The organism is Bacillus sp. Marseille-P3661, from assembly GCF_900240995.1.
Lineage (GTDB): Bacteria > Bacillota > Bacilli > Bacillales > Bacillaceae_J > OESV01.
The window spans coordinates 1473306-1498950 of record NZ_LT965953.1 but is presented as its reverse complement, the minus strand read 5'-3'; the positions used below and the strand labels follow the sequence as shown (position 1 = coordinate 1498950).

Annotated in this window: 19 protein-coding genes; all 19 read left to right on the top strand. The window is 34.3% G+C overall.

The features are described from left to right. Positions 1-906 (top strand): ABC transporter permease, encoded by a 906-nt coding sequence (locus tag C1724_RS07045; RefSeq protein ID WP_102345993.1) that lies wholly within the window; start codon positions 1-3, stop codon positions 904-906. 53 nt (positions 907-959) lie between these two features. After that, complete coding sequence (locus C1724_RS26265; protein ID WP_102345992.1) at positions 960-3008, top strand: ABC transporter ATP-binding protein; 2049 nt, start codon at positions 960-962, stop codon at positions 3006-3008. A gap of 65 nt (positions 3009-3073) precedes the next feature. Next, positions 3074-4309 (top strand): lactonase family protein, encoded by a 1236-nt coding sequence (locus C1724_RS07035; protein WP_258000364.1) that lies wholly within the window; start codon positions 3074-3076, stop codon positions 4307-4309. Between the two features lie 71 nt (positions 4310-4380). Beyond that, positions 4381-5994, top strand: a complete 1614-nt coding sequence (locus tag C1724_RS07030; RefSeq protein WP_180994155.1) for an ABC transporter substrate-binding protein — start codon at positions 4381-4383, stop codon at positions 5992-5994. Between the two features lie 148 nt (positions 5995-6142). Further along, positions 6143-7774, top strand: coding sequence for an ABC transporter substrate-binding protein (locus tag C1724_RS07025; RefSeq protein WP_102345989.1), 1632 nt, complete (start codon positions 6143-6145; stop codon positions 7772-7774). A 322-nt stretch (positions 7775-8096) separates the two neighbouring features. Continuing rightward, positions 8097-9194 carry an ABC transporter ATP-binding protein gene (locus tag C1724_RS07020; protein WP_102345988.1) on the top strand — a complete coding sequence of 366 codons (1098 nt, stop codon included), beginning with the start codon at positions 8097-8099 and terminating at the stop codon, positions 9192-9194. 773 nt (positions 9195-9967) lie between these two features. Then, positions 9968-10348, top strand: a complete 381-nt coding sequence (locus tag C1724_RS07015; RefSeq protein WP_102345987.1) for a DUF1499 domain-containing protein — start codon at positions 9968-9970, stop codon at positions 10346-10348. A gap of 268 nt (positions 10349-10616) precedes the next feature. Then, the gene (locus C1724_RS07010) at positions 10617-12224 is read left to right on the top strand and encodes a response regulator (protein WP_102345986.1); all 1608 of its coding nucleotides are present in this window, start codon (positions 10617-10619) and stop codon (positions 12222-12224) included. Beyond that, positions 12202-13995, top strand: coding sequence for a cache domain-containing sensor histidine kinase (locus C1724_RS07005; protein WP_102345985.1), 1794 nt, complete (start codon positions 12202-12204; stop codon positions 13993-13995). The genes C1724_RS07010 and C1724_RS07005 overlap by 23 nt, the downstream gene beginning before the upstream one ends. A gap of 88 nt (positions 13996-14083) precedes the next feature. Continuing rightward, on the top strand, positions 14084-15427 hold the full coding sequence (locus C1724_RS07000; protein ID WP_102345984.1) for an ABC transporter substrate-binding protein: 1344 nt from the start codon (positions 14084-14086) through the stop codon (positions 15425-15427). Positions 15428-15491: 64 nt separating this feature from the next. After that, a complete protein-coding gene (locus C1724_RS06995) occupies positions 15492-16367 on the top strand; it encodes a carbohydrate ABC transporter permease (RefSeq protein ID WP_102345983.1) in 876 nt (291 codons plus the stop codon). Continuing rightward, positions 16360-17172, top strand: a complete 813-nt coding sequence (locus C1724_RS06990; RefSeq protein WP_102345982.1) for a carbohydrate ABC transporter permease — start codon at positions 16360-16362, stop codon at positions 17170-17172. The genes C1724_RS06995 and C1724_RS06990 overlap by 8 nt, the downstream gene beginning before the upstream one ends. A gap of 130 nt (positions 17173-17302) precedes the next feature. Then, positions 17303-18001, top strand: coding sequence for an MBL fold metallo-hydrolase (locus C1724_RS06985; RefSeq protein ID WP_102345981.1), 699 nt, complete (start codon positions 17303-17305; stop codon positions 17999-18001). A gap of 253 nt (positions 18002-18254) precedes the next feature. Next, positions 18255-19496: a lactonase family protein gene (locus C1724_RS06980; protein WP_102345980.1), complete on the top strand. Its 1242-nt coding sequence runs from the start codon at positions 18255-18257 to the stop codon at positions 19494-19496. 346 nt (positions 19497-19842) lie between these two features. Beyond that, entirely contained in the window at positions 19843-20907 is a 1065-nt protein-coding gene (ulaG, locus tag C1724_RS06975; protein WP_102345979.1) for an L-ascorbate 6-phosphate lactonase, read from the top strand. 211 nt (positions 20908-21118) lie between these two features. After that, complete coding sequence (locus C1724_RS06970) at positions 21119-21760, top strand: 3-keto-L-gulonate-6-phosphate decarboxylase UlaD (protein ID WP_102345978.1); 642 nt, start codon at positions 21119-21121, stop codon at positions 21758-21760. A gap of 2 nt (positions 21761-21762) precedes the next feature. Continuing rightward, positions 21763-22632, top strand: a complete 870-nt coding sequence (locus C1724_RS06965) for an L-ribulose-5-phosphate 3-epimerase (RefSeq protein WP_102345977.1) — start codon at positions 21763-21765, stop codon at positions 22630-22632. Then, entirely contained in the window at positions 22613-23338 is a 726-nt protein-coding gene (locus tag C1724_RS06960; RefSeq protein WP_102345976.1) for an L-ribulose-5-phosphate 4-epimerase, read from the top strand. The genes C1724_RS06965 and C1724_RS06960 overlap by 20 nt, the downstream gene beginning before the upstream one ends. A 199-nt stretch (positions 23339-23537) precedes the next feature. After that, complete coding sequence (locus C1724_RS06955) at positions 23538-25640, top strand: BglG family transcription antiterminator (protein ID WP_102345975.1); 2103 nt, start codon at positions 23538-23540, stop codon at positions 25638-25640. Positions 25641-25645 lie beyond the last annotated feature (5 nt).

Sequence of the window (25645 nt, the reverse complement as noted above, 5' to 3'; positions counted from 1 at the left end):
ATGACCGCAGAGAAAATAGTGGTATCTTCCCAGCAAAGCTTCCCAGAATTACCACCTCAAACTAACAGTCTACTTCGTTTCTTACGAGTTTTCTTAGCTAGAAAGGTTGTTGTAGCTGCTGTATTTGTTATTTTTAGCTTAGTACTTGTTTCGATTTTTGCACCATTTTTAGCACCATATGATCCATATGCTCAAAATCTAACAAAAACTCTTCAACCCCCATCACCTGAGCATTGGTTGGGTACTGATATTTTGGGTAGAGATGTATTAAGCCGTATCATTTATGGTTCAAGAGTATCCTTATTAATTGGTGTTGTAGTTGTAATATTTGCTGGTATTTTCGGTATTGGTATTGGCCTTATAGCTGGATATTTTGGTGGCTTTGTCGATTCATTTTTAATGCGCATCATGGATGCAATGATGGCAATTCCTTTAATTATTTTTGCGATGGCATTGGGGGCAATTCTAGGTGGGGGTATTGAAAATGTAATCATAGCACTTGGAGTGGCAATTTTACCAACTTATGCAAGGTTAATGCGGGGGCAAGTGCTTACGATTAAGCAGTCTGATTATGTTTTAGCAGGAATGATATCTGGTATGAGCAATATTCGTAACATGCTTGTACACGTTCTGCCTAATAGTTTGTCACCTTTAATAGTATTAATTACCATGAATTTAGGTACTGCAATTCTTGCTGAATCTGGTCTTAGCTTTTTGGGTTTAGGTATTGCGCCGCCAGGTGCGTCTTGGGGATCGATGGTGAGTGACGGTTATCGTTATTTGCTCGAGCACCCCCAACTTTCTCTTGCACCAGGCATAGCAATTATTATTGTAGTTCTCTCATTTAACGTTGTAGGGGATGCATTAAGAGATGCGCTTGACCCTAGGCTAAGGGGAATGAATTAAAATGAAGTGCAACTATATATTTGATGTTTCTGGAATAGAGAGGGGTTTTGGACATGAGACATCTTCTTGAGGTTAATAATTTAAAGACATATTTTACTGTAGATAAGACTGTTGCTAAAGCAGTGGATGGAGTTTCCTATTATATTGATGAAGGAGAGATCGTTGCCTTTGTAGGGGAGAGTGGATGTGGTAAATCGGTTACCCAGTATTCCGGGCTTCAATTAATCCCAACACCACCTGGAAAGATTGTAGATGGAGAAGTTCTGTTCGAAGGTGTAAATCTGCTTAAGTATGAACCGAACAGTGAGGAAATGAGAGAGGTGCGTGGAGGGAAAATAGGAGTTGTATTTCAAGAACCAATGACATCGCTTAATCCTGTGATGAAAGTAGGCAAACAAATTGCTGAATCAGTTATGTTACATTTGAATTACAACAAGGAACAAGCCAAGCAAAAAGCAATAGAGCTAATTAAATGGGTAGGTATTCCTGATGCTGAACAAAGGATAAATTATTATCCACATCAATTCAGCGGAGGTATGAGACAAAGACTTATGATTGCAATGGCATTATCATGTGATCCAAAACTACTCATCGCAGATGAAGCAACCACGGCACTTGACGTAACAACACAAGCTCAACTTCTTGAAATGATGCGTAACGTTGTTAAGAAAACAAATACATCCATAGTGCTTGTAACACACAATTTGGGAATCGTAGCTCGCTACGCAGATCGGATTTATGTCATGTATGCTGGAGAGATTGTTGAATCGGGAACTACAAAGGAGATATTCGGTAATCCGAGGCACCCATATACAATCGGTCTAATGAAGGCAGTACCACGACTTAACGATCCAAAAAACCGCGATCTCATTCCTATCGAGGGTCTGCCGCCCAATCTAGCAAACAAGTCTGAAAAGTGTGCATTCCTTCCTAGGTGTACCTTTAAGACGAAGGGATGCGAAAGCAAATCGGCCCCTCCTCTAATAGAGGCCGATAAAGGACATAAGTATGCTTGCTATGAAGATATTACAAATCCAACTGTGAAGTTAGCCCAGGAGGAGGTAAACACTGCAAAGAGTGAGGTATCACCTACAATTGCAACGGAGCGTCATACTAATAAGAAGAAGGATTCCGGAAAGATACTTGAAGTTAAAAATTTGAAGATGTATTTCCCTGTGACAAATGGGTTGCTACAAAGGAAAGTTGCCGATATTAAGGCGGTAGACGATGTTAGTTTCTATATTCGCGAAGGAGAAACACTTGGTTTGGTTGGAGAGAGTGGTTGTGGTAAGACTACAGTAGCTCGTACCATTCTTCGGATTTACGAGCCGACGGAAGGAAATATGATATTTAAGGGCAAAGACATCACCCGAATGACAAGTAGACAGCTCCAGCCACTTCGTCGAGACATGCCAATGATTTTCCAAGATCCGTTTAGTTCACTTGACCCAAGGCAGTCTGTCGGTGAAATCGTGGGTGAGCCGCTTAAAATTCACAAGTTAATTAATGGAAAAGGTGAATATGAAGATAGACTCGAAGAACTATTTCGACTTGTTGGTTTAAATCCCGCTGTTCGAAATCGAATGCCACATGAATTCAGTGGGGGACAACGACAAAGGGTGGGGATTGCACGCGCTTTGGCAAGTGACCCTTCATTCATTGTTTGTGATGAAGCAATTTCAGCATTAGATGTTTCAATTCAGGCACAAATTATCAACTTATTAGAAGATCTTCAGGCAAAGCTGGGTCTGACATATCTTTTTATAGCCCATGATCTATCGGTAGTACGTCATATTAGTGATCGTGTCGCAGTAATGTATTTAGGCAGAATTGTAGAAATTTCCGATTGGAAAACGTTATATGAAAATCCTTTGCACCCATATACAAAAATTTTACTTTCAGCTGTGCCTATACCAGATCCATTCGTTGAGGAAAAACGTGAACATATCTCGATTAAAGGCGAAGTACCAAGTTTAGTAAATAAACCAAAAGGCTGTGCATTTGCTAATCGTTGTCCTATATCTACAAATGAATGTAAAGAAATAGATCCTAAACTTAATATGGTTACAGAAGGTCATGGAGTAGCATGTATTAAGGTCTAACTAGCTTATAGTGAAGTCTGTTTTTACTTAAAAGAAAACTTATGTTAAGGATGGTGAATTTGGAAGTGCTTACTGAGAGTTTAGGCTCACAATTCTGTACTGACAATAAGGTCTATATGTATGTAGGCTCCTGGCAAAATACCCATGGAGGGAATGATGGTGGGGGCGGGATTAAAGTTTTTGAAGTTAATCAAAAAGATGGCTCATTCAATCTTATAGCTACGTATGCCGATAATATGGCTGTTGGGAGTATGGCAATTGCATCCAATAAACAGGTTTTATACGCTGTGAATGAGACTAAAGTATATGGTGGTTTAGAAAGTTTTGGTGGCAGTGTTAGTGCTTTTTCCATTGATCCAGAAACAGGTTTACTTTCACATATTAACACAAAACCTACTATCGGAGCTTTCCCATGTTCAATCGATATAGATCCTTCAGAATCTCATGTCGTCATTGCTAATTATGGATCTGAAGATAGCATAGTTAGTTCAATTAAAAACAAAAACGATAAATACGAACTGCTTAAAATTCCTGATGAAGCAAGTATTGTCCTCATACCTTTAGATACGGATGGACAACTAGGGGATGTAATTGATCTAGTTAAACATACTAAAATAAGTGGTGTAGATTCTATTAGGCAGTCTGCCCCACATCCTCATTCTGTAAATATTGATCCTTCAGGTAGTTTTGTTGCAGTGTGTGATCGGGGAGGTGACACGATAACAATATACAGTTTGGATAAAACAGTTGGAAAGTTATCTCATATAAGTGAGTTAAAAACCTCAGCTGGATTAGGTCCTAGAAACGTTTGTTTTAGTTCAACTTTTCCGTACTTTTATGTTTCGTGTGAATTAGTACCAAAAGCTATAGCATTAAATTTCAATAGAGAAAGTGGAGAAATAGCTGAAATTAATGTTGAAACTACAATTCCATCAAATTATAAACCTAAAAGTCCAGAAGATTTTTATTCTTGCACGCATCCATCTGATATTAAAGTGCATCCTAATGATAAATTTGTGTATGTTTTAAATCGTGCTCACAATAGTATTGCTAGTTTTACTGTGAATCTCTCAACAGGGAAGATTTCATTTAATGGCACTACCCCTTCACAAGGAAATGGTCCAAGGACTATGAGTTTTGATCCAACGGGGAATTTCATGTATGTGGGAAATCAGGCTTCAGGAAACTTAATAGTATATAAGGTTGATCCTAATAATGGAAATCTAGTACCTACTGGATTTGTTGGATATGCAAACAATGTAGGGGCTATTAATTTCTTTTCTAGTAGCAATCTTAAATAAAATAGTAAAGGCATTAAATTAGATTTTTCAACTATAGCCGAATAACAAGAAGTAATGAAAGAGGTGGAATGATGTCAATAAATTTTTTTAAAAATTTTAAATTATCAAACTACATGATAGTGGCATTAATTTTGACAATATTATTGTTTGCAGGATGTAGCAATAAGCCAGCTGAGAATTCGGTGTCAAATGAAAGTTCAAATGAAAATTCTTCAAAAGTAGTAACAACAGGGGGGATTCTAAAAATTGGTTTAGGACCGTTGTCAGGTGATATTAAGAATTTAGGGTACGTAGGATCATTTCGTGGAGCAAATGAGTATTTGGCCGCAGGAACATCTCTTGAAACCTTGGTTCGTTTAAATAAAAATGGGGAAATTGTTCCATGGTTGGCTGAAAGTTGGACGGTTGACGCTGATAGTAACACAATTACATTCAAACTTAAAGAAGGGGTCAAATTCCATGATGGAACTGACTTTAATGCGGAAGCAGTAAAGTGGAATATTGATCAAGCGATTGTGGCGAAGTCAGTTGAATTTTCTGATGTAGAATCTGTTGACATAGTCGATGACTTTAATGTTCAAGTTAACTTGAAAAAATGGAACAATAGCATGTTAGGAACTTTTGCAACTTATATGACCATGTTCTCTCCAACAGCTGCAGAGGAGAATGGTGGTAAGGAATGGATGATGAAAAATCTGGTTGGTACAGGACCATTTAAATTTGTAAGCTTGGAAAATGATGTATCAATCAAGTTTGAAAAATTTAATGAATATTGGCAACCGGGCAAACCAAATCTTGACGCTGTTGAATTCTACATGTATCAAGATGAAATGTCATTAGCGGCATCTTTTCAGGCTGAAGAAATTGATGTTATTTTTGCTCCTACACTGAAAACAGCCAGCTCTATGGAGTCCGTTGGTAAGGTTGTAGAGTTAAAGTCAGGGATGGGCTCATCAATGACAGGGGTTATAACAAATAGTAAAGATCCGGATTCACCGTTCCATGATGTTCGAGTTCGTAAGGCATTAGGTCATGCTATAGATCCAAAATCCATATTAAACGCAGTGACTTTTGGTTTTGCGGTTCAGACAAATCAATACGGTACATCGGACTTTTGGTCTTATAACCCAGAAGTGGAAGGAACATCCTATAATCCTGAGCTAGCAAAGAAACTTCTTGCTGAAGCAGGGTATCCAGATGGTTTTAAAACAACCTTGTATACTGATGCATCTTATATGGATGTAATGACTGCAGTTCAAGGTTTTCTATCTCAAATAGGTATTGAAGCAAACATTGATCTTGCAGAACCAAGCAGAATGCAACAAATGGTAAGTCCAAATGGAACCTGGGATGGAATCATGGTCTTTAATCCAAGGGTAGAGCCTGATGTCGCTTTATACATGCCAAGATATTTCTCAGAAGATGCTGTAAGATTCGGTAAGAATATTTTACATCCAGAAAAAATAACAACTTTATTCTCAGAGGCAAAATCGGCTAAAGACCAAGATGAAAAAGCGAAGATTGCAAAAGAGCTGCAGAAAGCTATTTTCGATGAATATGCTCTGGTGACACCGTTTTGGTTGATTACAATGCCTTCGGTGTTAAGCAACAAAGTGGTAGACTCTGGAATTAATGAAACTCACGCTACTGGATGGACACCTGAGGAAGTTCGGATCCAACAGTAGATATTGAGAAATACATTGTTTTTTTAGGAGGTGAGGACCCTTTCATTACAAATCACTTTCGAATTTGAACTTGTCATTTGTATTGCTTGTAATCAAGTAATGTTACGGACACCGAAATAACTAAAAATGTAAAAAAGGAGAATAACTATTGAAACATAATTATCTATCTTCTAAATTAGTAGTCTATTTCTTGATATTTATTGCTTTGTTCATGTTAATGTTAGGAGGTTGTAGTAATGAAGAGCCAGCGAATGTAAATACGGATGAAGGAAATTCTGAAACTGCTCCTCAAAGTACAGAAGAAACTTCAGAAGACTCAAAAAATGGAGGTACAATAAAAATTGGTTTATCTCCTGGTACAGGAGATATAAAGAATTTAGGTTATGCAGGATCATATCGTGGTGCTGCTGAAATGTTTGTTGCAGTTACTTCTCTTGAAACATTAGTCAGTTTAAATGAGAGTGGAGAAGTCGATCCATTGTTAGCCAAAAGCTGGGAGACGGATGCTGAAAATCTGACAGTTACTTTTAATCTAAGAGAAGGCGTCAAATTCCATGATGGAACTGACTTTAATGCTGAAGCAGTGAAATGGAATATTGATGAAACAATTAAATCGAACTCTGTTGAATTTGCGGATGTGGAATCCGTCGAAGTCGTTGACAACTATACAGTTCGTATAAACTTAAAAAAATGGAACAACAGTTTATTAGGAGCTTTCGCTACCTATATGACTATTTTCTCTCCAACAGCTGCACAGGAGAATGGTGGGAAGGACTGGATGATGAAGAATCCAGTTGGAACAGGCCCATTTAAATTTGTAAGTTTAGAAAATGATGTGTCTGTTAAATTTGAGAAGTTCGAAGATTACTGGCAAGAAGGTAAACCTTATTTAGATACTGTGGAGTTTTACAATTATCAGGATGAAATGTCTCTTGAAGCTTCTTTCCAAGCCAACGAAATAGATGTAGTATATTCTCCGTCCTTAAAAGCAGCAGGTAATTTGGAAAGTAGTGGGAGGATTGCCGAACTTACGTCAGGTATAGGTTCACGCCTAACTGGGATAATGACGAGTAGTAGTAACCCGGAGTCGCCGTTCAATGATGTAAGAGTTCGCCGGGCATTAGGATATGCAATTGATGTTAAACCTCTAATGAATGCGGTTACATTTGGTTATGCGGTTGATACCAATCAATATGGGTCATCTAACTACTGGTCGTATAACCCAAATGTTGAGGGTACTCCATATGATCCTGAAAAGGCAAAGAAGCTACTAGCTGAAGCAGGGTATCCAAATGGTTTTAAAACAACATTGTATACAGTTTCTTCTTATGCAGATGCTGTTACGGCAATTCAAAGCTATCTGGCTGAAATCGGTATTGAGGCTAATATTGATGTTACGGACCCTGCTAGATATGATCAATTAGTTAGTCCAGATGGAGGATGGGACGGAATCATCCTATTTATGCTGAGAGCAGAGCCTGATGTTGCATTGTTTATGCCAAGATACTTTTCGGAAGCAGCAACGCGATATGGTAAACACATTTTACATCCAGACAATGTAAAAAGCTTGTTTAATGAGGTAATGTTAGCGCCGGATCAAGCAGCTAAAAAGGAAATAGCACATAAGTTGCAAAAGGCTGTTTTCGATGAGCATGTACTCGCAACACCTTTCTGGTTAGAGTTAAAGGCTTCAGTACTTAAGGAAAGCGTACAAGATTCTGGAATTAATGAAACTCATGCAACAGGATGGACACCGGCTGAGGTTTGGTTACAAAAATAATTTGAAAATTTAAAAATAATAGTTTAGTATTCATGTTAAGAGTTTGGTAGTAATTTTGTAGTTACTAGGAAGGGACATATAGCGGGCTATATAATTTTGTATAGCCTGCTATGTTTATCAGCATCCCTATTATAAAGTACAGGTTTTTATATCTTTTTACCTAAGTTTTATAAACGATCGGAAGTAGCCTTATTTGGTTTGTATTTATATAAAAGTATTAAATGTTATCTTCGCATGCTTCCTCTTTTTTCTAATAAAATACTTTCACCATTTGAATTATGCAGGATTGCTTAAATAAGATATTGATATGGAGGTCATATAAATGGCAGTAATAGAATTAAACAATGTTAAAAAGGTTTATGATGGAGGTGTTACAGCTGTTAAGGATTTTAACTTACATATTAAAGATAAAGAGTTTATTGTGTTTGTTGGTCCTTCTGGTTGCGGGAAATCTACAACCTTACGTATGATTGCTGGGCTCGAAGAAATTTCAGACGGTGATTTTTTCATAGATGATAAACGTATGAATGATGTTGCGCCAAAGGATCGAGATATAGCAATGGTATTTCAGAACTATGCTCTATATCCCCATATGAATGTATATGATAACATGGCTTTTGGCTTAAAGCTTCGAAAGTTTAAGAAAGACGAGATTGATCAGCGAGTTAGAAATGCTGCTAAAATTTTAGGTCTTGAACAATATTTAGATAGAAAGCCGAAGGCCCTATCTGGAGGACAAAGGCAGCGTGTAGCATTGGGAAGAGCAATTGTTCGGGATGCAAAAGTTTTCTTGATGGATGAGCCATTATCAAACCTAGATGCAAAGTTACGTGTTCAAATGCGTGCAGAGATCTCAAAATTACACCAGCGTTTACAAACTACAACGATATATGTTACTCATGACCAAACTGAAGCAATGACAATGGCAACTCGGATTGTTGTGTTAAAGGACGGTGATATTCAACAAGTAGGCTCTCCAAAGGAAGTTTATGAAAATCCAGAAAACGTGTTTGTTGGTGGTTTCATTGGTTCCCCAGCAATGAACTTTTTTAGAGGGGTCATTAAAGATGATAGAATTTCGATTGGTAATCAATCAATTAGGATTCCTGAAGGGAAACTTAAAATCCTGAGAGACCAAGGTTATATGAATAAAAAAGTTATCTTAGGAGTAAGACCAGAAGATATTCATGATGAATTAATATTTATCCAATCATCACCTGATACATCCTTTAAGTCAACAATTGAAGTTGCAGAATTAATGGGTGCAGAAACATATTTATATTCAAACATAGGCGACCATTCTTTTATTGCTAGAGTAGATGCTCGAATGGATTACCAAAGCAATCAAAATGTCGAGCTAGCATTTGATATGAATAAAGCACATTTCTTTGACGCTGATACAGAAAAAAGAATTAGATAATATATAGATTATTTCAGGATTTTTTACCTGTTTATACAATGATAGATACCTATATTAATAATTGTCACTTATTCCTTTAGTTTATTCTGACATTACACAGAAGAATTTCTATTGGTTGGATAGATTCCTCCAAAATTTAGACTAATAGATTAAATATAGTTAACTTAAGTAATATCATGTAAAATGATATTACTTAAGTTATAGAAAATGAATATCGTGTAGCAAAATGTACTAGTCAATGTTTCCTAGAATATTAAAAAGTGTAATTATCTATAGAGAGGTTAAGTATTTGTACTCAAATACGTGTATTAGTTAAGCGCGTTCACCTCTTTCTATCGAAACAATACCTGAAGTTAGGAATTATACCCGTAACAAAACATTGAGAAGACATAAATAATTATTATAACAAATCTCTTGCAACACTAATTGATGAGATAGTCGTTGGGGGGACTTTAATAATGGCTGTTGGAAACTGTAATCGATGTAATTGCACCATAAAATTTGATGATGTACAGATAGTTATAGATTCAGAGCTTCTTTGTGGAAAATGTGTAGAACTGTTAGATTATGAAGACTTGAAAAATAAAAGAGATTTAGGTTAACGTAGTTCTAGCTAGTAGTTGTTACTTATAAGTGACGGTTAGGGTAGAGGGGTTAAGATACAATTATACTCTGCTTAGATGAGAATACGCCATCTTTGACAGTGAGTTGAAAATTGGGTGAAAGGATAATACAGATTAATATTATTACAAATCCCCAGGAGGAATACTGGTATGTCAATAAAACGAAGTATTATTGGGTTAATAAGAAATTATGAAAAAACGGATGAATCATCAAAAGATAAATGTTTAAAAACCCCTTATTACAATAAACCGATTAAAGATGTGCTTGATAAATTATTAAATACAATTAATAGTTTACCCTCTTGGGAAATTGTCCATATTGATGAGGATCGTGGTGAAATCCTTGTGGAAATAAGTAAGCCTTTTTGGAAGGAAGATATGGTAATTACTGTTGTTGCGATATCATTTAATCGTACAGCAGTAGATGTGATATCCTCTAAGAGAGGTATAGGTGGGGACTTGGGATCAAATTACCAAAATATATTGAAGTTATTTAAGCAATTGGATCTTGAGATTCCCTCTAATCAATAATCAATAATTAATACCTAATTAATGAAGTATAATGGCATTTAGAAAGTGGTCCTCAAAATTATAGATATTATTTAATTAGTACCTAACTAATAGATTACTAGTTTAAGAAGTTATTATAATGTTACATTTTATCGTGAACCTGTAAAAGTCAGAAAAATACATAGCTACAATATATACAGCAAAAACTTTACTAATACCTTTAAACAGGTGATTAAGATAGTGGGTATGGTGCTAAAAATGTATATGGTAAGGCGAGGGGGTATTTTCTATGTATAAATTATTAATTTTGGATGATGAGCCCATCATTTTGGATGGCTTAAAGCATATTCTTGATTGGAAAGAATATGGCTTTGAACTTGCAGGCACCGCAACTGATGGAGTTCAAGGATTATTAAAAATTAAAGAACTCAAACCGAACTTAATCATTACTGATATTAAAATGAAGTTTATGGATGGATTGACTTTTATAAATGAAGCAAAAAAACTTGATCCGAACCTTTTTTTTGTTGTGATAAGTGCATATAGTAATTTTGACTATGCAAAACAGTCTATAAGTTTAGGAGTCAATAATTATTTATTAAAACCAATTAACCGATCCGAATTGCAAGATGTACTTTATGCTGTTTCCGAAGAATTAGATAATTATTACTCTATCAAGCGTAGAGAAAAACATCTACAAGATACCATATTGGCAAATCAACAAGCTCAAATAGAACGTTTTATTAGAAATATTTTTCACGGATTGAGCAATGATAATGAAATTGAAAAAATAAAAATTCAGAAAGACTTTCCATTAAAAAACAGCTATAGATATGCTGTAGTTTTATTTAAAGTGAATCAACCTTCAATAAAAAACGTTATTGAGCAAAATAATCATAGTGTTGATTTTATTAATACGTATGCATTACGAAGAATATTAGAAGAAAGTATGTGTCCAGCATTAAACAATTTTGTTGTAGATATCGGGAGGTCACTTTTAGGTGTACTTGTTTGGGATTATACGTTTAATACATCTGAATCTATGCAATTGGAAAATGCACTCAAAGAAATTCAAGGAAACATAAAGACTTATCTAAATCAAACGGTTTCTATTGCGCGTGGCAGGGTCTATACCGGCTTAAAAGGTATTGAATATTCATACTTAGATGCAACCCATGCTCTTGAATATAGCCTTTTATTTGGAAATAATATTTATGTAGATTCACAGGAACTAGAGACTTTAGACCAAGAGCCACCAACATATCCAAAGAAAATTGAGGATAAAATCATTGAAGCCATTCACTTTCTGGATTTAATTGAACTAAATAAGAATTTACATGAATTTATAAATCAGTTAAGAAAAACGAAATCATATATTTTCTCTGTCACGAGTTTATATCAGTTATTTAATGCAATTATTAGAGAAGTTGGAGATCTTCATATATTGGAGAGGTATGGAGATGTACAAGGGTTTATCAAAGAAATGCACCAAAAAACAACAGATGAAGTTATGGATACTATATATTTTTTATGTAATGAATATATCAATGATAAATTAAAAAAAGATATCCCAAGTTTAAAAAAAATGGTTCGGGAGACTGTGGAATTTATTAAGAATAATTTATCCAATCCAAACCTTTCTGTGAGGTTAGTTGCTGACCATTTTAATATGAATACCACTTATTTCGGACAAATATTTAAAAAAGATTTAGGAAAATCATTTAATGAATACGTAGCCTCACTTCGAGTTGAAGAAGCTAAAAGAATCTTAAGCTCACAAGAATGCAAAGTGTATGCCGTCGCAGATCAGGTTGGGTTTAAGAATACTCATTATTTCAATGTAGTCTTTAAAAAAATGACAGGAATGACGCCAAATGAATATAGAAACCGTATGTAGTATAGCAAAAAGAATCCGCCAATTGTTCGTAAATTTACCGATACGTTTTAAATTTGTTATATTAATTGTTCCGATTGTTATTTTACCACTTTTAAGTGTTAGCATAGCGATACATGTTATTTTAGGAAATTATTTGACAAAACAGAGTATAGCACATCTACATACTGACATAGAGAAAATAGATATTCAGTTTCAGAAGTTTATCGAAAAAACTGAAAAAATGAGTATTAATATTATTACTAGTGGTGCAATCCAAGCATTAGGAGACTATCCAAATACTGATTGGAATCAAAATCATTCAATTGTTTCAGTTATGAGAAACATGAAAAACGATGATATTGATTCTATTTTTTTTATTGATAGTAGAGATAAGATTTACACCCTTCCCTATGAAAATCATCATGATATTAGTATTGATGAGGTTGCGCTAAATAAACAATTAGCTGGTACTTCTGGAAAAATGGTTTGGTGGTATGACAAGGATATATTAACAAATCAAAAGGATAAATCATTTGTATATGCTGCTCGTGTTGTAAATCATCTCGATTACAACAGAAAACTTGGAATATTAATTTTTAGGATAAAACTAGAAGATATTAATGAAGTATTTTCAGATGTAATTAAGGAAAGGAAAAAGTATTATTTTCTAGCAGATAAAAGTAACCACCCCATCCTTACTTCTGAAACTCCGAGATTTATCCATAAGATTTTTGATAGTGATCATTCACATATGTTAACCATAGATCAGAGAGGTGTTTATAGCCAAGATGTAGGAGGGGTTGAATCTTTGGTTTTGGTTGAAGTTATTAATGGGTTAGAATGGAAAATCTCCGGCATAATACCTGATGAGTATGTTTCAGCTCCAGCTCGACAAATTCAGCGATTTATCATACTAGTCTCATTATTTTCAATGCTAGTTGCTACAGTTTTGGCATTGATATTTGCCTTTAGCTTTACCAATCCGATAGAGAAATTAATCATACATATAAGAAAAATTAAGAATAAAGGTTTTAATTTAGAAATTGATTTAAAAAGAAAAGACGAGATCGGAGAGCTAGCGGATAATTATAATCAAATGTCTAGAGAAATTAAAACATTAATTGAGAATATTAAAATTGAACAGGAAAATGCAAGAGAGGCCGAGTTAAGAATGCTAATTGAGCAGATTAATCCCCATTTTCTTTATAATACGCTTGATAATATTAATATGCTTGCATTACGTTCTGGTGATGAGCGTATTAGTTTGTTGATAACATCATTATCAAAATTACTGCGTCACAGTTTAAATAAGGGAGATTCTCTAGTTAGTCTTTATGATGAACTAGATTATGCTCGACGATACTTGTTGATACAAAAAATGCGACACGGTCAATTATTTAATTTTCAAGTAGATTTTCCAGATGAATCACTTAGAAACATAAAGGTCATGAAGTTAATTCTTCAACCTTTAATTGAAAATTCAATAATACATGGATTCAAAGATTTCAATGAAGGTGGCATTATTAGAGTCCATGCATACTTAGAAAAGGAAGAGCTTGTTTTAGAAGTAGAGGACAATGGCAGAGGAGTGTCTGAAAAATATTTGGAATTGATGAATGTAGGGAAGTTTGAAAAAAATACAAGTACAGGCGGTGGATACGGATTAAATAATGTAAATCTCCGTATTAAAAAGAAATATGGGGATGCATATAATTTGAAATTTAGGAACCTTAAACCTCAAGGATTTTTATGTAGAATACGAATTCCTCTAAAATTTTTGAATGAAATCTAATATATTTGAATTGTTTGATAATTTAGAAGATTTTATAATTATAATATCCCGGCCGGATAGTTATTAATTAATAGAGAGGGTGAATCCAATGAAAATTCACAAGAATATATTTGCTTTTGTTTTACTTATTTTTGTTGTTATTTTATCAGGATGTACTTCCAGTGAGAGTTCTAATGAGAGTCAAAATAATAAGGATGACGAAGCTGTTAAGATATTATTCCCAACACATTATGTAGGTACTCACCCAGTTGCACCATATATAGCAGGTGTAGTAAATCAATTTAATGAAAAATATAAAGGTCAATATGAAGTAGTGATTGAAGAAGTTCCAGGTGATGATGGATATGTTCAGAAATTAAAATTATGGAATGCAACTGATAATTTCCCACCCATTATCCTGTTGGGAAGGGATGCTTCTACAGCTAAAGTTATAATAGAAAATGATAAAATTCTTGATTTGAAACCTTTTATAGAAGCTTCTCCTGAATGGAAGTCTACGGTGACGGACGATTCACTTAAGTACAATACAGTGAACGGTAAGGTTGTGGGAGCACCAGCTATTAGTGATAGATATATCGCAATGTTTTATAACAAAGAGTATTTTGAAAAAGCAGGTATTGATCAGTTTCCAACCACATGGGAAGAGTTTTGGGATGCATGTCAAAAATTGCAAGCAGCAGGAATTACACCAGTATCTCTAAATACACAAGGTGATGGGTGGACTACAGGATTGATCCATGAGGCTATGATTGCATCGAAACCTGGCGGACTTGAATTTTTGAGTCAAAAATTCCCTACAAATTTTGAAAACGATTTCTTTATTGAAACATCTAAGGATATTGCAAAACTTTTCAGTTATTCAACGACAGATGCTATAGGAGCTGATGTCAACATGTCTTTAAATAACTTTATTAGTGGCAAAACAGCTATGGTAGCAAACGGACCTTGGTTTATTGCGCAGATGAGTGATCCGAAGTCTGCTCCTGAGGGCTTTGTTGATAAGGTCGGTGTAGCACTATTCCCTGGAGATACGGTAGTTTCATTAGACGGCTCTCTCTATGGTTATGCGATCACTAAAGGTCATCCGGAAGAAGTGGTAGAAGGAGCGGCTGAATTTTTAAAATTTGAATCTTCTCCAGAAATTCAAAAACAAAAAATGATTATGCTTGGAGGAATAGCCCCTAATGTAGAATTAAGCGATGAAGAAATAGCTAAACTTAGTAGGTTAGATACTGAGCTACGTGAATTGGTTAATAGCCAAATGAAACAAGCTCTTCCGCTATACCAAACAAACTGGGCTACTTCTGTTATACATGAAGCAATTCCAAAGCAACTTCCGCAACTTGTACTTGGAGAGATAACAGCAGAAGAATATGCAAAAATCTTAGAAGAAGCAGCGAAAAAATTCGAACAAAGTACTAGTGGAGAATGATTCTAAACCATGCGGATAAAATATAATTTTTTCCGCATGATTTCTTTCGAGAGGTGCACTTATTATGAAGGTCAAAAAGAAATGGATTTTAATCTTTTTATTACCAACTGTGTTATTTTATTGTGCTATTTACTTAATTCCAATGGGGATTACAATTATATCCAGTTTCTCATCGTGGAATGGTTATGAATCTATGAAATTTATAGGTCTAGAAAATTATTTGGAATTGTTTTTAAAAGACTCTACATTTAAAACAGCCTTACTTAATACCATTTTGTGGGCTGCAATGGCTGCCTTTATTCAAGTTCCTTTAGGAGTTTTAGTTGCATTTATTATTCATAAAAAACCATTTGGATGGAAATTCGTACGAACAGTCTTTTTGATTCCCAATATTATCGCGATAGCTGCATGGGCGGTTATTTATGCTTTTATATTTAATCCAGGAGTCGGACTACTAAACGGCCTAATTCAATTTTTGGGATTCACAGATTTCTCGCATAATTGGTTATATGACTCTAAAACCGCATTTTTATCTATAGGCGCTACTTGGGTGTTTTTTGCCGGTATTATTACATTGATAACTTTAGCTGAATTATCTTCTATTTCACCTTCAATACATGAAGCAGCAAAAATTGATGGAGCCAGTGACTGGCAAATCGATTGGTATATTAATTTACCCATGTTAAAAAACATAATAGGAACTGGAGTAATATTAGCAGTGACCTCAGTGTTGAAAAAATTTGAAGTAATCTATTTGACTACTAGAGGTGGACCAGGAGATAGTACAACAAATTTGACACTTATGATATATAACGAAGTTTCTTCTTTATATAGGTACGGTTATGGGAATGCAATAGGCGTTATTCAGCTAATTTTAGGAATAATCTTAATCATAATAATATCAAAAGCGTTCAGAATGAACAGGGGTGCTTATGAATAAATTATTTAATTATTTTATCATGTTGTTTGTAGTTTTAATATCTGTTGTTCCATTGTTGTGGGTTTTGCTCTCTTCGTTTAAAACAAATTATGAAGTATTAGAATCTGCGTTTTCTTGGCCATCTAATTTTTCATTTGAATCTTATGTAGATGCAATTAGGCTTACAAATCTTCATAACTTTTTTCTGAATTCTTTATTGGTTGCAGTAATAACAACTATAGTTTCTTTGATTATCTTTTCTATGGCTGGATATATCCTGGCAAGATTTGAATTTAAATTCAGGAATCTAATTTATATTGTTTTATCGTTTTCGATATTAATACCTACCAATTCTATGCTCCAACCCATCTATATTTTAATAAATGAAATGAATTTATATGATACCAAAACGGGTCTTATTTTTGTATATACGGGATTAGCTTTACCAATAGCCTTGTTTTTATTGAGAAGTTATTTTAAGAGTATTCCCAAGGAGATGGAGGAAAGTGCTTATATCGAAGGGGCGGGTTTTGTAAAAACATTCTTATTAATAATACTACCAATGGCAAGACCTGCTCTAGCTAGTGCTGGTGTCCTTATCTTTTTATCCTGTTGGAATGAGTTTTTATTTGCACTTTTATTAACTAGTTCTCCAGAAAGCAGAACATTGTCTTTGGCTTTGAATTATCTTGTTCAAGCATTTGGTTCTGATTACCCTGCTTTATTTGCTACCATCATTATGATTATTCTTCCAAGTATAGTTGTTTATATCATATTACAGGAACAAATATCGAGTAGTCTGGCAAGTGGAGCTGTAAAAGATTAATTGCAGTCCTAGTAGATAGCAATGAAAGAAATATAGTTCGAATATTCGCAAATACAAAAAAACAAAAGAGTACTATTGTTTACTAAATAAAACTAATGAGGATTAATTATCAAAGTCTGGAGGTAATAATATGCAGATAATAAGAAATGTCTTTCAAGTATGTGGTTCACCCTTTGGGACGAATACAAATTCCTATGCTGTTAAGGGTGAAGATTCGATTGTATTGATTGATGGTGGTTTAGATGAAGCTCAACTTGAAATAGTGGATGAGAATCTGAAGTATTGGGGCTTGTCTGATTATCCTATTTCTCATATGCTCATCACTCATGCGCACTTTGACCATAGTGGGAATGCTCATATTTTTAAAAAGCGAGGAGCCCAAATTGTAGCTGGTCCTGGAGATGCAGAAGCTATTGAAACGGGAGATGAAAGAACGCTCAGTTATGCATTCCGGGGAAAGAAATTTAATCCTTGCAAAGTAGATGTTACAGTGAAAGATGGAGATATTATCAACGCTGCAGGTTTAAATTTTGAGGTTATCCATACCCCAGGTCATTCTGGTGGGAGCGTTGTATATAAATTAGAAGTAGACGGTAAAATGGTTTTATTTATGGGTGATTTTTTAGTAATTGGACCTGATTGCCAATCAGTTGAATTCGGTTGGAATGGTAGTCCTGATTATGATCAAAAGGCATATTATGAATCAGTCGTTAAGATTAAGGATTATCCTGCAGATATTTTATTGACTGGTCATCTACAACCATGCTTAAGAGATGGTTATGCTGTATTGCAAGATTCTTATAAAGAAGCAATTTTAAAACTAAAATAATGGACAGATGTAAAAAATGTCATATTAGGAAAGAACCCTTGATGAAAGTAGAGAAAGAGATTGCTAAAAGCACACCTAAGTCGTAAATAAACTCAGTACGACATTTGGGAGGTGCTTTTCTTTTAGGGGGAAAAAACTGAGTTTAATTAATGGAAGTAATTAGAAAACTTTGGATCATCGCAGAGTAACTAAAATGGTTATTAATCATTTAATAGTAAGTAAAATTTTGTAATAGCTAGGAGGTTTTATCATAATGACATTAAGCGTGGATAATATAGTGCCATTAAATTCATCAGAAAAAGTATTTATGTATGTTGGATCTTGGCAAAATACATATGGCGGTAATGATGGTGGAGGTGGTATAACAGTTTTTGAAGTTGATCAAACTGATGGTTCATTCAAATATTTAGCTAGTTATGAAGATAAGATGGCAGTAGGAAGCATTGCGATAGCTCGAAGTAAAAATGTTCTGTATGCAGTGAATGAAACAAAGGAATACAGTGATATAAGTAGTAGCTACGGTGGTAGTGTAAGTGCATATTCTATTGATCCTGAAAAAGGTCTACTAACACTAATAAACAAAAAGTCAACATTCGGTGTTTTCCCATGCTCGATTGCAATCGATCCGTCGGAATCATATGTGTTAGTGGCTAATTATGGATCTGAAGATAGTATTATTAAAACCTATCAAAATAACGAAGGTAACTATGAACTGGTTAAAATTCCTGATGAAGGTAGTATTGTAGTGTTACCTTTAGATAGTGATGGAAAATTAGGAGATGTATCGGATCTTCTAAAGCATAAGCAAATTAGTGGATGCGATCCAATATGGCAAACTGCGCCACACCCACATTCTGTTAGTATCGACCCGACGGGTAAATATGTTATTGTTGCTGATCGTGGAGGTGATACGGTAACGGCATATGAACTTGATCATTCAGTTGGTAGGCTTTCACTCATTGATCAGTTATTTACCGAACCTGGAACAGGCCCTAGGACTGTTTCTCACAGTCCAACCCATCCTTATATCTTTATTTCAAGTGAGCTAGTAGCTGAGGTTACAGCTTACAAATATGATAGAGATAATGGGAAAATAGACAAAATAAATACAGGAGTAACAATTCCGCCCAATTATACTCCTAAGAACCCAGATGATTTTTTCTCTCGTACACACCCTTCTGATATTAAAGCGCATCCTAACGGAGAGTTTGTTTACGTATTAAATAGGGGACATGACAGCATTGCAAGATTTGCTGTCGAAGAATCAACAGGTGTAATTACTTATATTGATACAACACCGTCTCAAGGCGTGGGTCCAAGGGAAATGAACTTTGATCCATCCGGTAAATATCTATATGTAGCAAATCAAGGAACCGGAAATTTAATAGTATATGGTGTGGACTGTAGTACCGGTGAATTAAAACCAACTGGATTTGTTGGATATGAAAACATGCCAGCTTCTATTAACTTCTTTACTAGTTCAATTGAAAAATAAGTAACTAGTTAAGTAGGGGTAAAGTCTAATATACTCTGAAAAGTATGTTATTCCTTACGATCTGAATATCCATCATAACAATAAATAATTAATATTTTTTAAGCTTAAAGTTTGCCTAGTACGGTATTAACTTTAAGTTTTTTTATATGACCTATTTTCTTGATATAAGTGGGTATTCCATTCTCTAACTTTATATATTGGGTAGGTATAATACAAAATCAGAAACTTCACATACGGTCCCTTTATGTACAGGAAAAGTGTGAAAACACTGGTCTGTTATGAGAATTATACATTACCTATAATAATAATTAGGATATAGAATTTATTAATTTTGGGAGGAAGAAAGATGGCGAATGTAAATGATATAACACGTGAATCATGGATTTTAAACACATTTCCTGAGTGGGGAACCTGGTTAAACGAGGAAATAGAAGAGACTGTCGTTGAAAAAAACACTTTTGCTATGTGGTGGCTAGGTTGTACAGGGATTTGGGTTAAGTCTGAAAATAATACAAATATTTTAATAGATTTATGGTGTGGTACTGGGAAACGTACTCGTAAAAATACAAAAATGAAAAAGCAACACCAGATGCAACGAATGAGTGGTGTAGAAAATCTTCAACCAAATTTACGCGCAGTACCTTTTGTTATAGACCCTTTTGCAATCAAGAATTTAGATGCTTATCTAGTAACGCATTTTCATTCAGACCATATTGATGTAAATGCAGCAGCAGCAGTATTACAAAATTGCGATGAATCAGTACCATTTATTGGACCTCAGGCTTGTGTAGATTTATGGGTAAGTTGGGGAGTCCCAGAAGAACGCTGCAAAACTGTTAGACCGGGAGATGTGGTAAAGGTAAAGGATACTGAAATTGTTATACTGGAAGCTTTTGATCGTACAGCTTTAATTACTGCTCCAGAAGGTGAAATATTGAAAGGGAAAATGCCTATGGATATGGATGATGTAGCTGTAAACTATTTGATAAAGACTCCCGGTGGTAGTCTTTATCACGCTGGGGATTCTCACTATTCAAACTCTTTTGCTAAACATGGTAATGAACATACAATTGATGTTGCATTAGGTGCTTACGGAGAAAATCCACGTGGCATTACTGATAAAGTTACATCTGTGGATATGCTTCGTATGGCAGAATCTTTGAAAACAAAGGTTGTTATACCTGTTCATCATGATATCTGGACTAACTTCCAAGCAGATCCAAAGGAAATTCAAATGATTTGGGAGTCTAAAAAAGACCGGTTAAACTATCATTTTAAACCTTTCACTTGGCAAGTTGGTGGGAAATTTGTGTTTCCTGATGACAAAGATAAGTTGGAATATCATTATCCAAGAGGATTCGATGATGCATTTGCTATTGACCCGGATTTACCTTATCCGTCTTTCCTATAAAGTTATGCTTGCTTGATAATGTAATAAAAATAAGAAATCCTATTGTTTAATAAGGATATCTTAACTATATCAAAATAGATTTTTCTATTTTAGACCAGTCATTTTACTAAACATAGAAGGACTGGTTTTTTTTAAATATGAATGTTTCTTGTTATCAAAGATTAATAGTAACTGAGAGTGTATGTTTGGACTTAAAAGGAGGAATTATGAAATGACATTACCCAAATTACAAGTTGCATTAGACAATAATACATTAAGTGAAGCTTTAAAATCAGCATCCGAGGTTGCTGATGCGGTGGATATAATTGAAGCAGGAACCATTTTATGTCTAAATGAAGGAATGGAAGCAGTAAGGTGCTTACGGGCACTTTATCCGGATAAAATTATATTGGCGGACACGAAGTGTGCGGATGCCGGTGCAACAGTAGCAAGAAATTGTAAAGAGGCAGGAGCAAATTGGATGACTGTCATATGTTGTGCCACTGTACCAACTATGAAAGCCGCATTAAATGAACTAGAAGATCTTCAAGTTGAATTATACGGTGATTGGACGTTTGAACAAGCTGAAAAATGGAAAGAGGCGGGACTGAATCAAGTGGTTTATCATCAAAGTCGCGATGCCTTGCTTTCAGGCAAAACTTGGGGAGACGAGGATTTGAAAAAAATAAAAAAAATGTCAGAAATGGGATTTAAAGTATCTGTAACAGGTGGACTTGAACTGGAAACATTGGAGTTATTCCGAGGTATTGATGTATTTACATTTATAGCTGGGAGAAGTATCAGAGATGCAGACTCTCCATACGATGAAGCCATGAAGTTTAAAAGGGAAATTGAAAGAATTTGGGGTGAATAAATATGAATCCCATCGGTATATATGAGAAGGCTTTGCCAGATTCAATGGATTGGCTAGAAAAATTAGACCAAGCTAAAAAATTGGGGTTTGACTTTGTAGAGATGTCAATTGATGAAACAGATCACCGACTGGCTCGGTTGGACTGGACAATGAAAGAGAGAGAAAATTTTGTTACCGCTTTAAATAAATCCAATATGAGGATTCCATCTATTTGCTTAAGTGGACATCGTCGATTTCCACTAGGTTCCAATGATCCAGCAGTGCGAGAAAAGGCACTGGATATTATGAAAAAAGCTATTGATTTAGCAGATGATATTGGAGTGCGTGTTATCCAGCTTGCTGGTTACGATGTATATTATGAAGAAAGAAGTGAAAAAACAAGGGATTATTTTATTGAAAACCTCCGCAAGTCTTGTGATTGGGCTGCTGAAAAACAAATTGTACTTGCAATTGAAATTATGGATGATCCATTTATCAACTCCATTAGTAAATACTTAAAAATTAGAGAAAAAATTAGTTCTCCTTGGCTATTTGTATATCCGGACTTAGGGAATTTATCTGCCTGGGCTAACGATGTTCCAGAAGAGTTATATAAAGGAAGAGATCAAATTGTTGCTATTCATTTAAAAGATACTCTTGCGGTTACAGGGGATCGAAAAGGAAAGTTTAAGGAAGTGCCGTTTGGCGAGGGATGTGTAAATTTTGCCGAATCCATCAAAGTTCTACGAGAAATAAATTACTCTGGGCCATTTCTAATTGAAATGTGGTCAGGAAAAAGTAATGACTATATAAAAGAAATCCATAATGCCGTAGAGTTTTTAAAGCCGATATTAAAAGAGGGAGGGTACGATTATGATCAAAAGTTTGGATAATTTAAGACAACAAGTTTATATGGCAAATATGGATTTACCCAAAGTTGGACTAGTAAAATTAACTTGGGGTAATGTCAGTATTATTGACAGGGAACAGAAAGTTGTCATTATAAAACCAAGTGGATTACCTTATGAGAGAATGACAGAGGGTGATATGGTTATTACAGATTTACAAGGTAATGTAGTAGATGGAACCTTACGTCCTTCGTCGGATTTAACAACACACCTTACATTATATAAAAGCTTTCCTGATATAGGTGCTGTTGTCCACACCCATTCTAAATGGGCGGTAAAGTGGGCACAGAGTGGGAGAGATATTCCAGCATACGGCACAACACATGCGGATACTTTTTACGGAGATATTCCTTGCACTCGACCACTAAAAAGTGAAGAGATTAACGGGAATTATGAAGTTGAAACAGGAAATGTGATCGTGGAAACTTTTAATGAGCGTCAAATTGATCCTCTTGCAATACCAGGAGTTCTTGTGAATGGACATGGACCATTTACATGGGGAAAAACCGCATCTGAAGCAGTGAACAATAGTATTATTTTAGATGAGGTAGCGGAAATGGCTATTCATACCGAGTTACTTTATAATAATTATGATTCTGTCCAAGCAAGAATTTCTCAAGAATTATTAGATAAACATTATTTTAGAAAACATGGACCAAATGCATATTACGGGCAAAGAAGTAGTAGCTAACTAAGTCAGTAATGATTCTGTGGCTAATATGTAATTTAATTAAAAATAAGACTAATCTACAGCTTGTAGATCTAGTCTTATTTTTTTATCTTGAATTTTTTAAGCTAGTTCACGCAATTTGCAAAATATTCTGATTCATTATATCATTTTATATAAATAACATTATATTATTCAAAAGGATATGAATTGAGGATGAATTATGCAAAATCTAGACAATCAGTTTAGTTTATTTTTAAAAGTATTATTAAAGCAAAAGAAAACAAGTAAGATTTCCGTTATGGCCAAATCTTTAGAAATATCCCGGCGAATGATTTATTACTATATGGATCGAATTGATCAAATATTAAAAAAAGCGGACCTACAGTCAATTCACCGTGAAGAAACGGGGGGAATTTCACTTTCTACTAAGCAAGTTAAATTTTTGAGTAGTTGGTTAGAAAAACAAGATTTAAAATCATATGTTTTTTCTACAGCGGAAAGAAGATACATACTAATCATTTTAATTTTGATGGAGACAAGAAAATGGAATTTACAAACTTTTATTGATCTTATGGGGGTTTCAAGAAATACAATAATAAGAGATATACAATTTATTAAAGAAAAATACTATCCACTAGAACTACTGAGCAGCAAAAATAAAGGATATTTTTTTCATATAGATGAGCTTTCTCGAAGAAATGAAATATATCAGGTTATTCAAGAAATGAATTATAATCATTTAGATGAGGCTTATAAATTCCTTATGATTGAAATGCTTAAAAAGCAATTAGACTTAAATAATGTTAACTTGGAAGATAAACATATTGAGATCGAGAAAGCTTTTAAAGAAATTGAGCATGATCTAAAAAAAGAGATCTCCGAAGAAAATATAAAAGTTTTGGCAAGAACTACTTTTCTTTTTTGGTTGAGAAGTATTACAGGAAATAAAATATGTTGGAATAAAGTACAAGAAGACATGATTCGGTCACGAATTGAGTATAAAATTTCACATGACTTAATTCAGTTATTTAATGATATATTCTCTGGAGATTTCCCTGAAGATGAGGTGTTATTTTTTGGACTTCTTTTACTATGTTCTCAAAAAAACTCAGATGCCTATTTTCGTGGTAAATCATTTGAGGAACTATACTTTATATCAAACCAAATGGTCGAACAATTTGAGGAAATTTCAGGAATTCACTTCGAAAACAAAGAACAATTAATTGAGAATATACAGACGGATATAAAAGTAATTTTCTATAGAAAACAGTTTTCTTTTTCCATGGCTTTTTATCAACCTGAACCGGTAATAAATAAATATGAGAAAGTCTATTTTCTAACTAAAAAAGTAGTTTCTCAGATGAAACAAAATAATAAGTTATTCAAAAATTACTTCCCAAATGGGTTTGAAGAGAATGAAATAGCAAATTTAGCTCTCTATTTTGAAGATATTATTCTTAAGGAACAGTCTAATAGTGTTGTATATAAAATTATTATAGTGTCTGATCTTTCAAAGGTGTATATGGACTTATTGAAAACTCAAATCCTACAATTATTACCACACGCTAAGATACAGGGCCTTTTTACAATGAAGGAAGCAAGTAACAATAAAGAAAAAGTACATTTCTGTTTAACAACACAACGTAATTATGTTCATAATAATGGTGAAACTATCTATGTAAATCCTCTTTTAACGAATGAAGATAAAAATAGGATTTATTATTCCATAACAGCAAATTCAGGGAAATCCCGAAAAGAACAACTTTTAGAAATCTTAACAGGTTATGTAAATAAAAATGAACTTGATCTATTAGTATCTAGAATCGATTCATTGTATTCGAATAATTTTGTGGATTTACAAGTAAAAAAAACTGTTAATTTACCTTCAATCTTAGAACATGAGCATATATTTAATGTTGAGCAATTAGATAACCTAGAAAAAAGCATTGATTTACTCGCATTTCCATTGCTAAGGAAAAACATTATTGACGATACTTATGTTAACCAAATTAAACATGAGGTATTGAAAGAAAGAAAATTTTATTTAATTTGTCCGAATGTACTCATACTTCAGACTGATAATCGTTATGGTTCTTCTCAGGCTGCCATAAGCCTCGTATATTCAAAAAAAAGTCTAGTAATTCAGGAAAATCCAATTACAAATGTAAATCTAATAATTTTGATAGGAACAGAGGAAAAGATGTCTCATGTACCAATACTTTTTGAACTTGAAGATTTATTACAACCTACATTTTTAAAGAAATTAGATGAAGGTGCTAATTTGGAAAACCTCCTGTTAAGAACATTACCGATCAAGACGTAGCTATA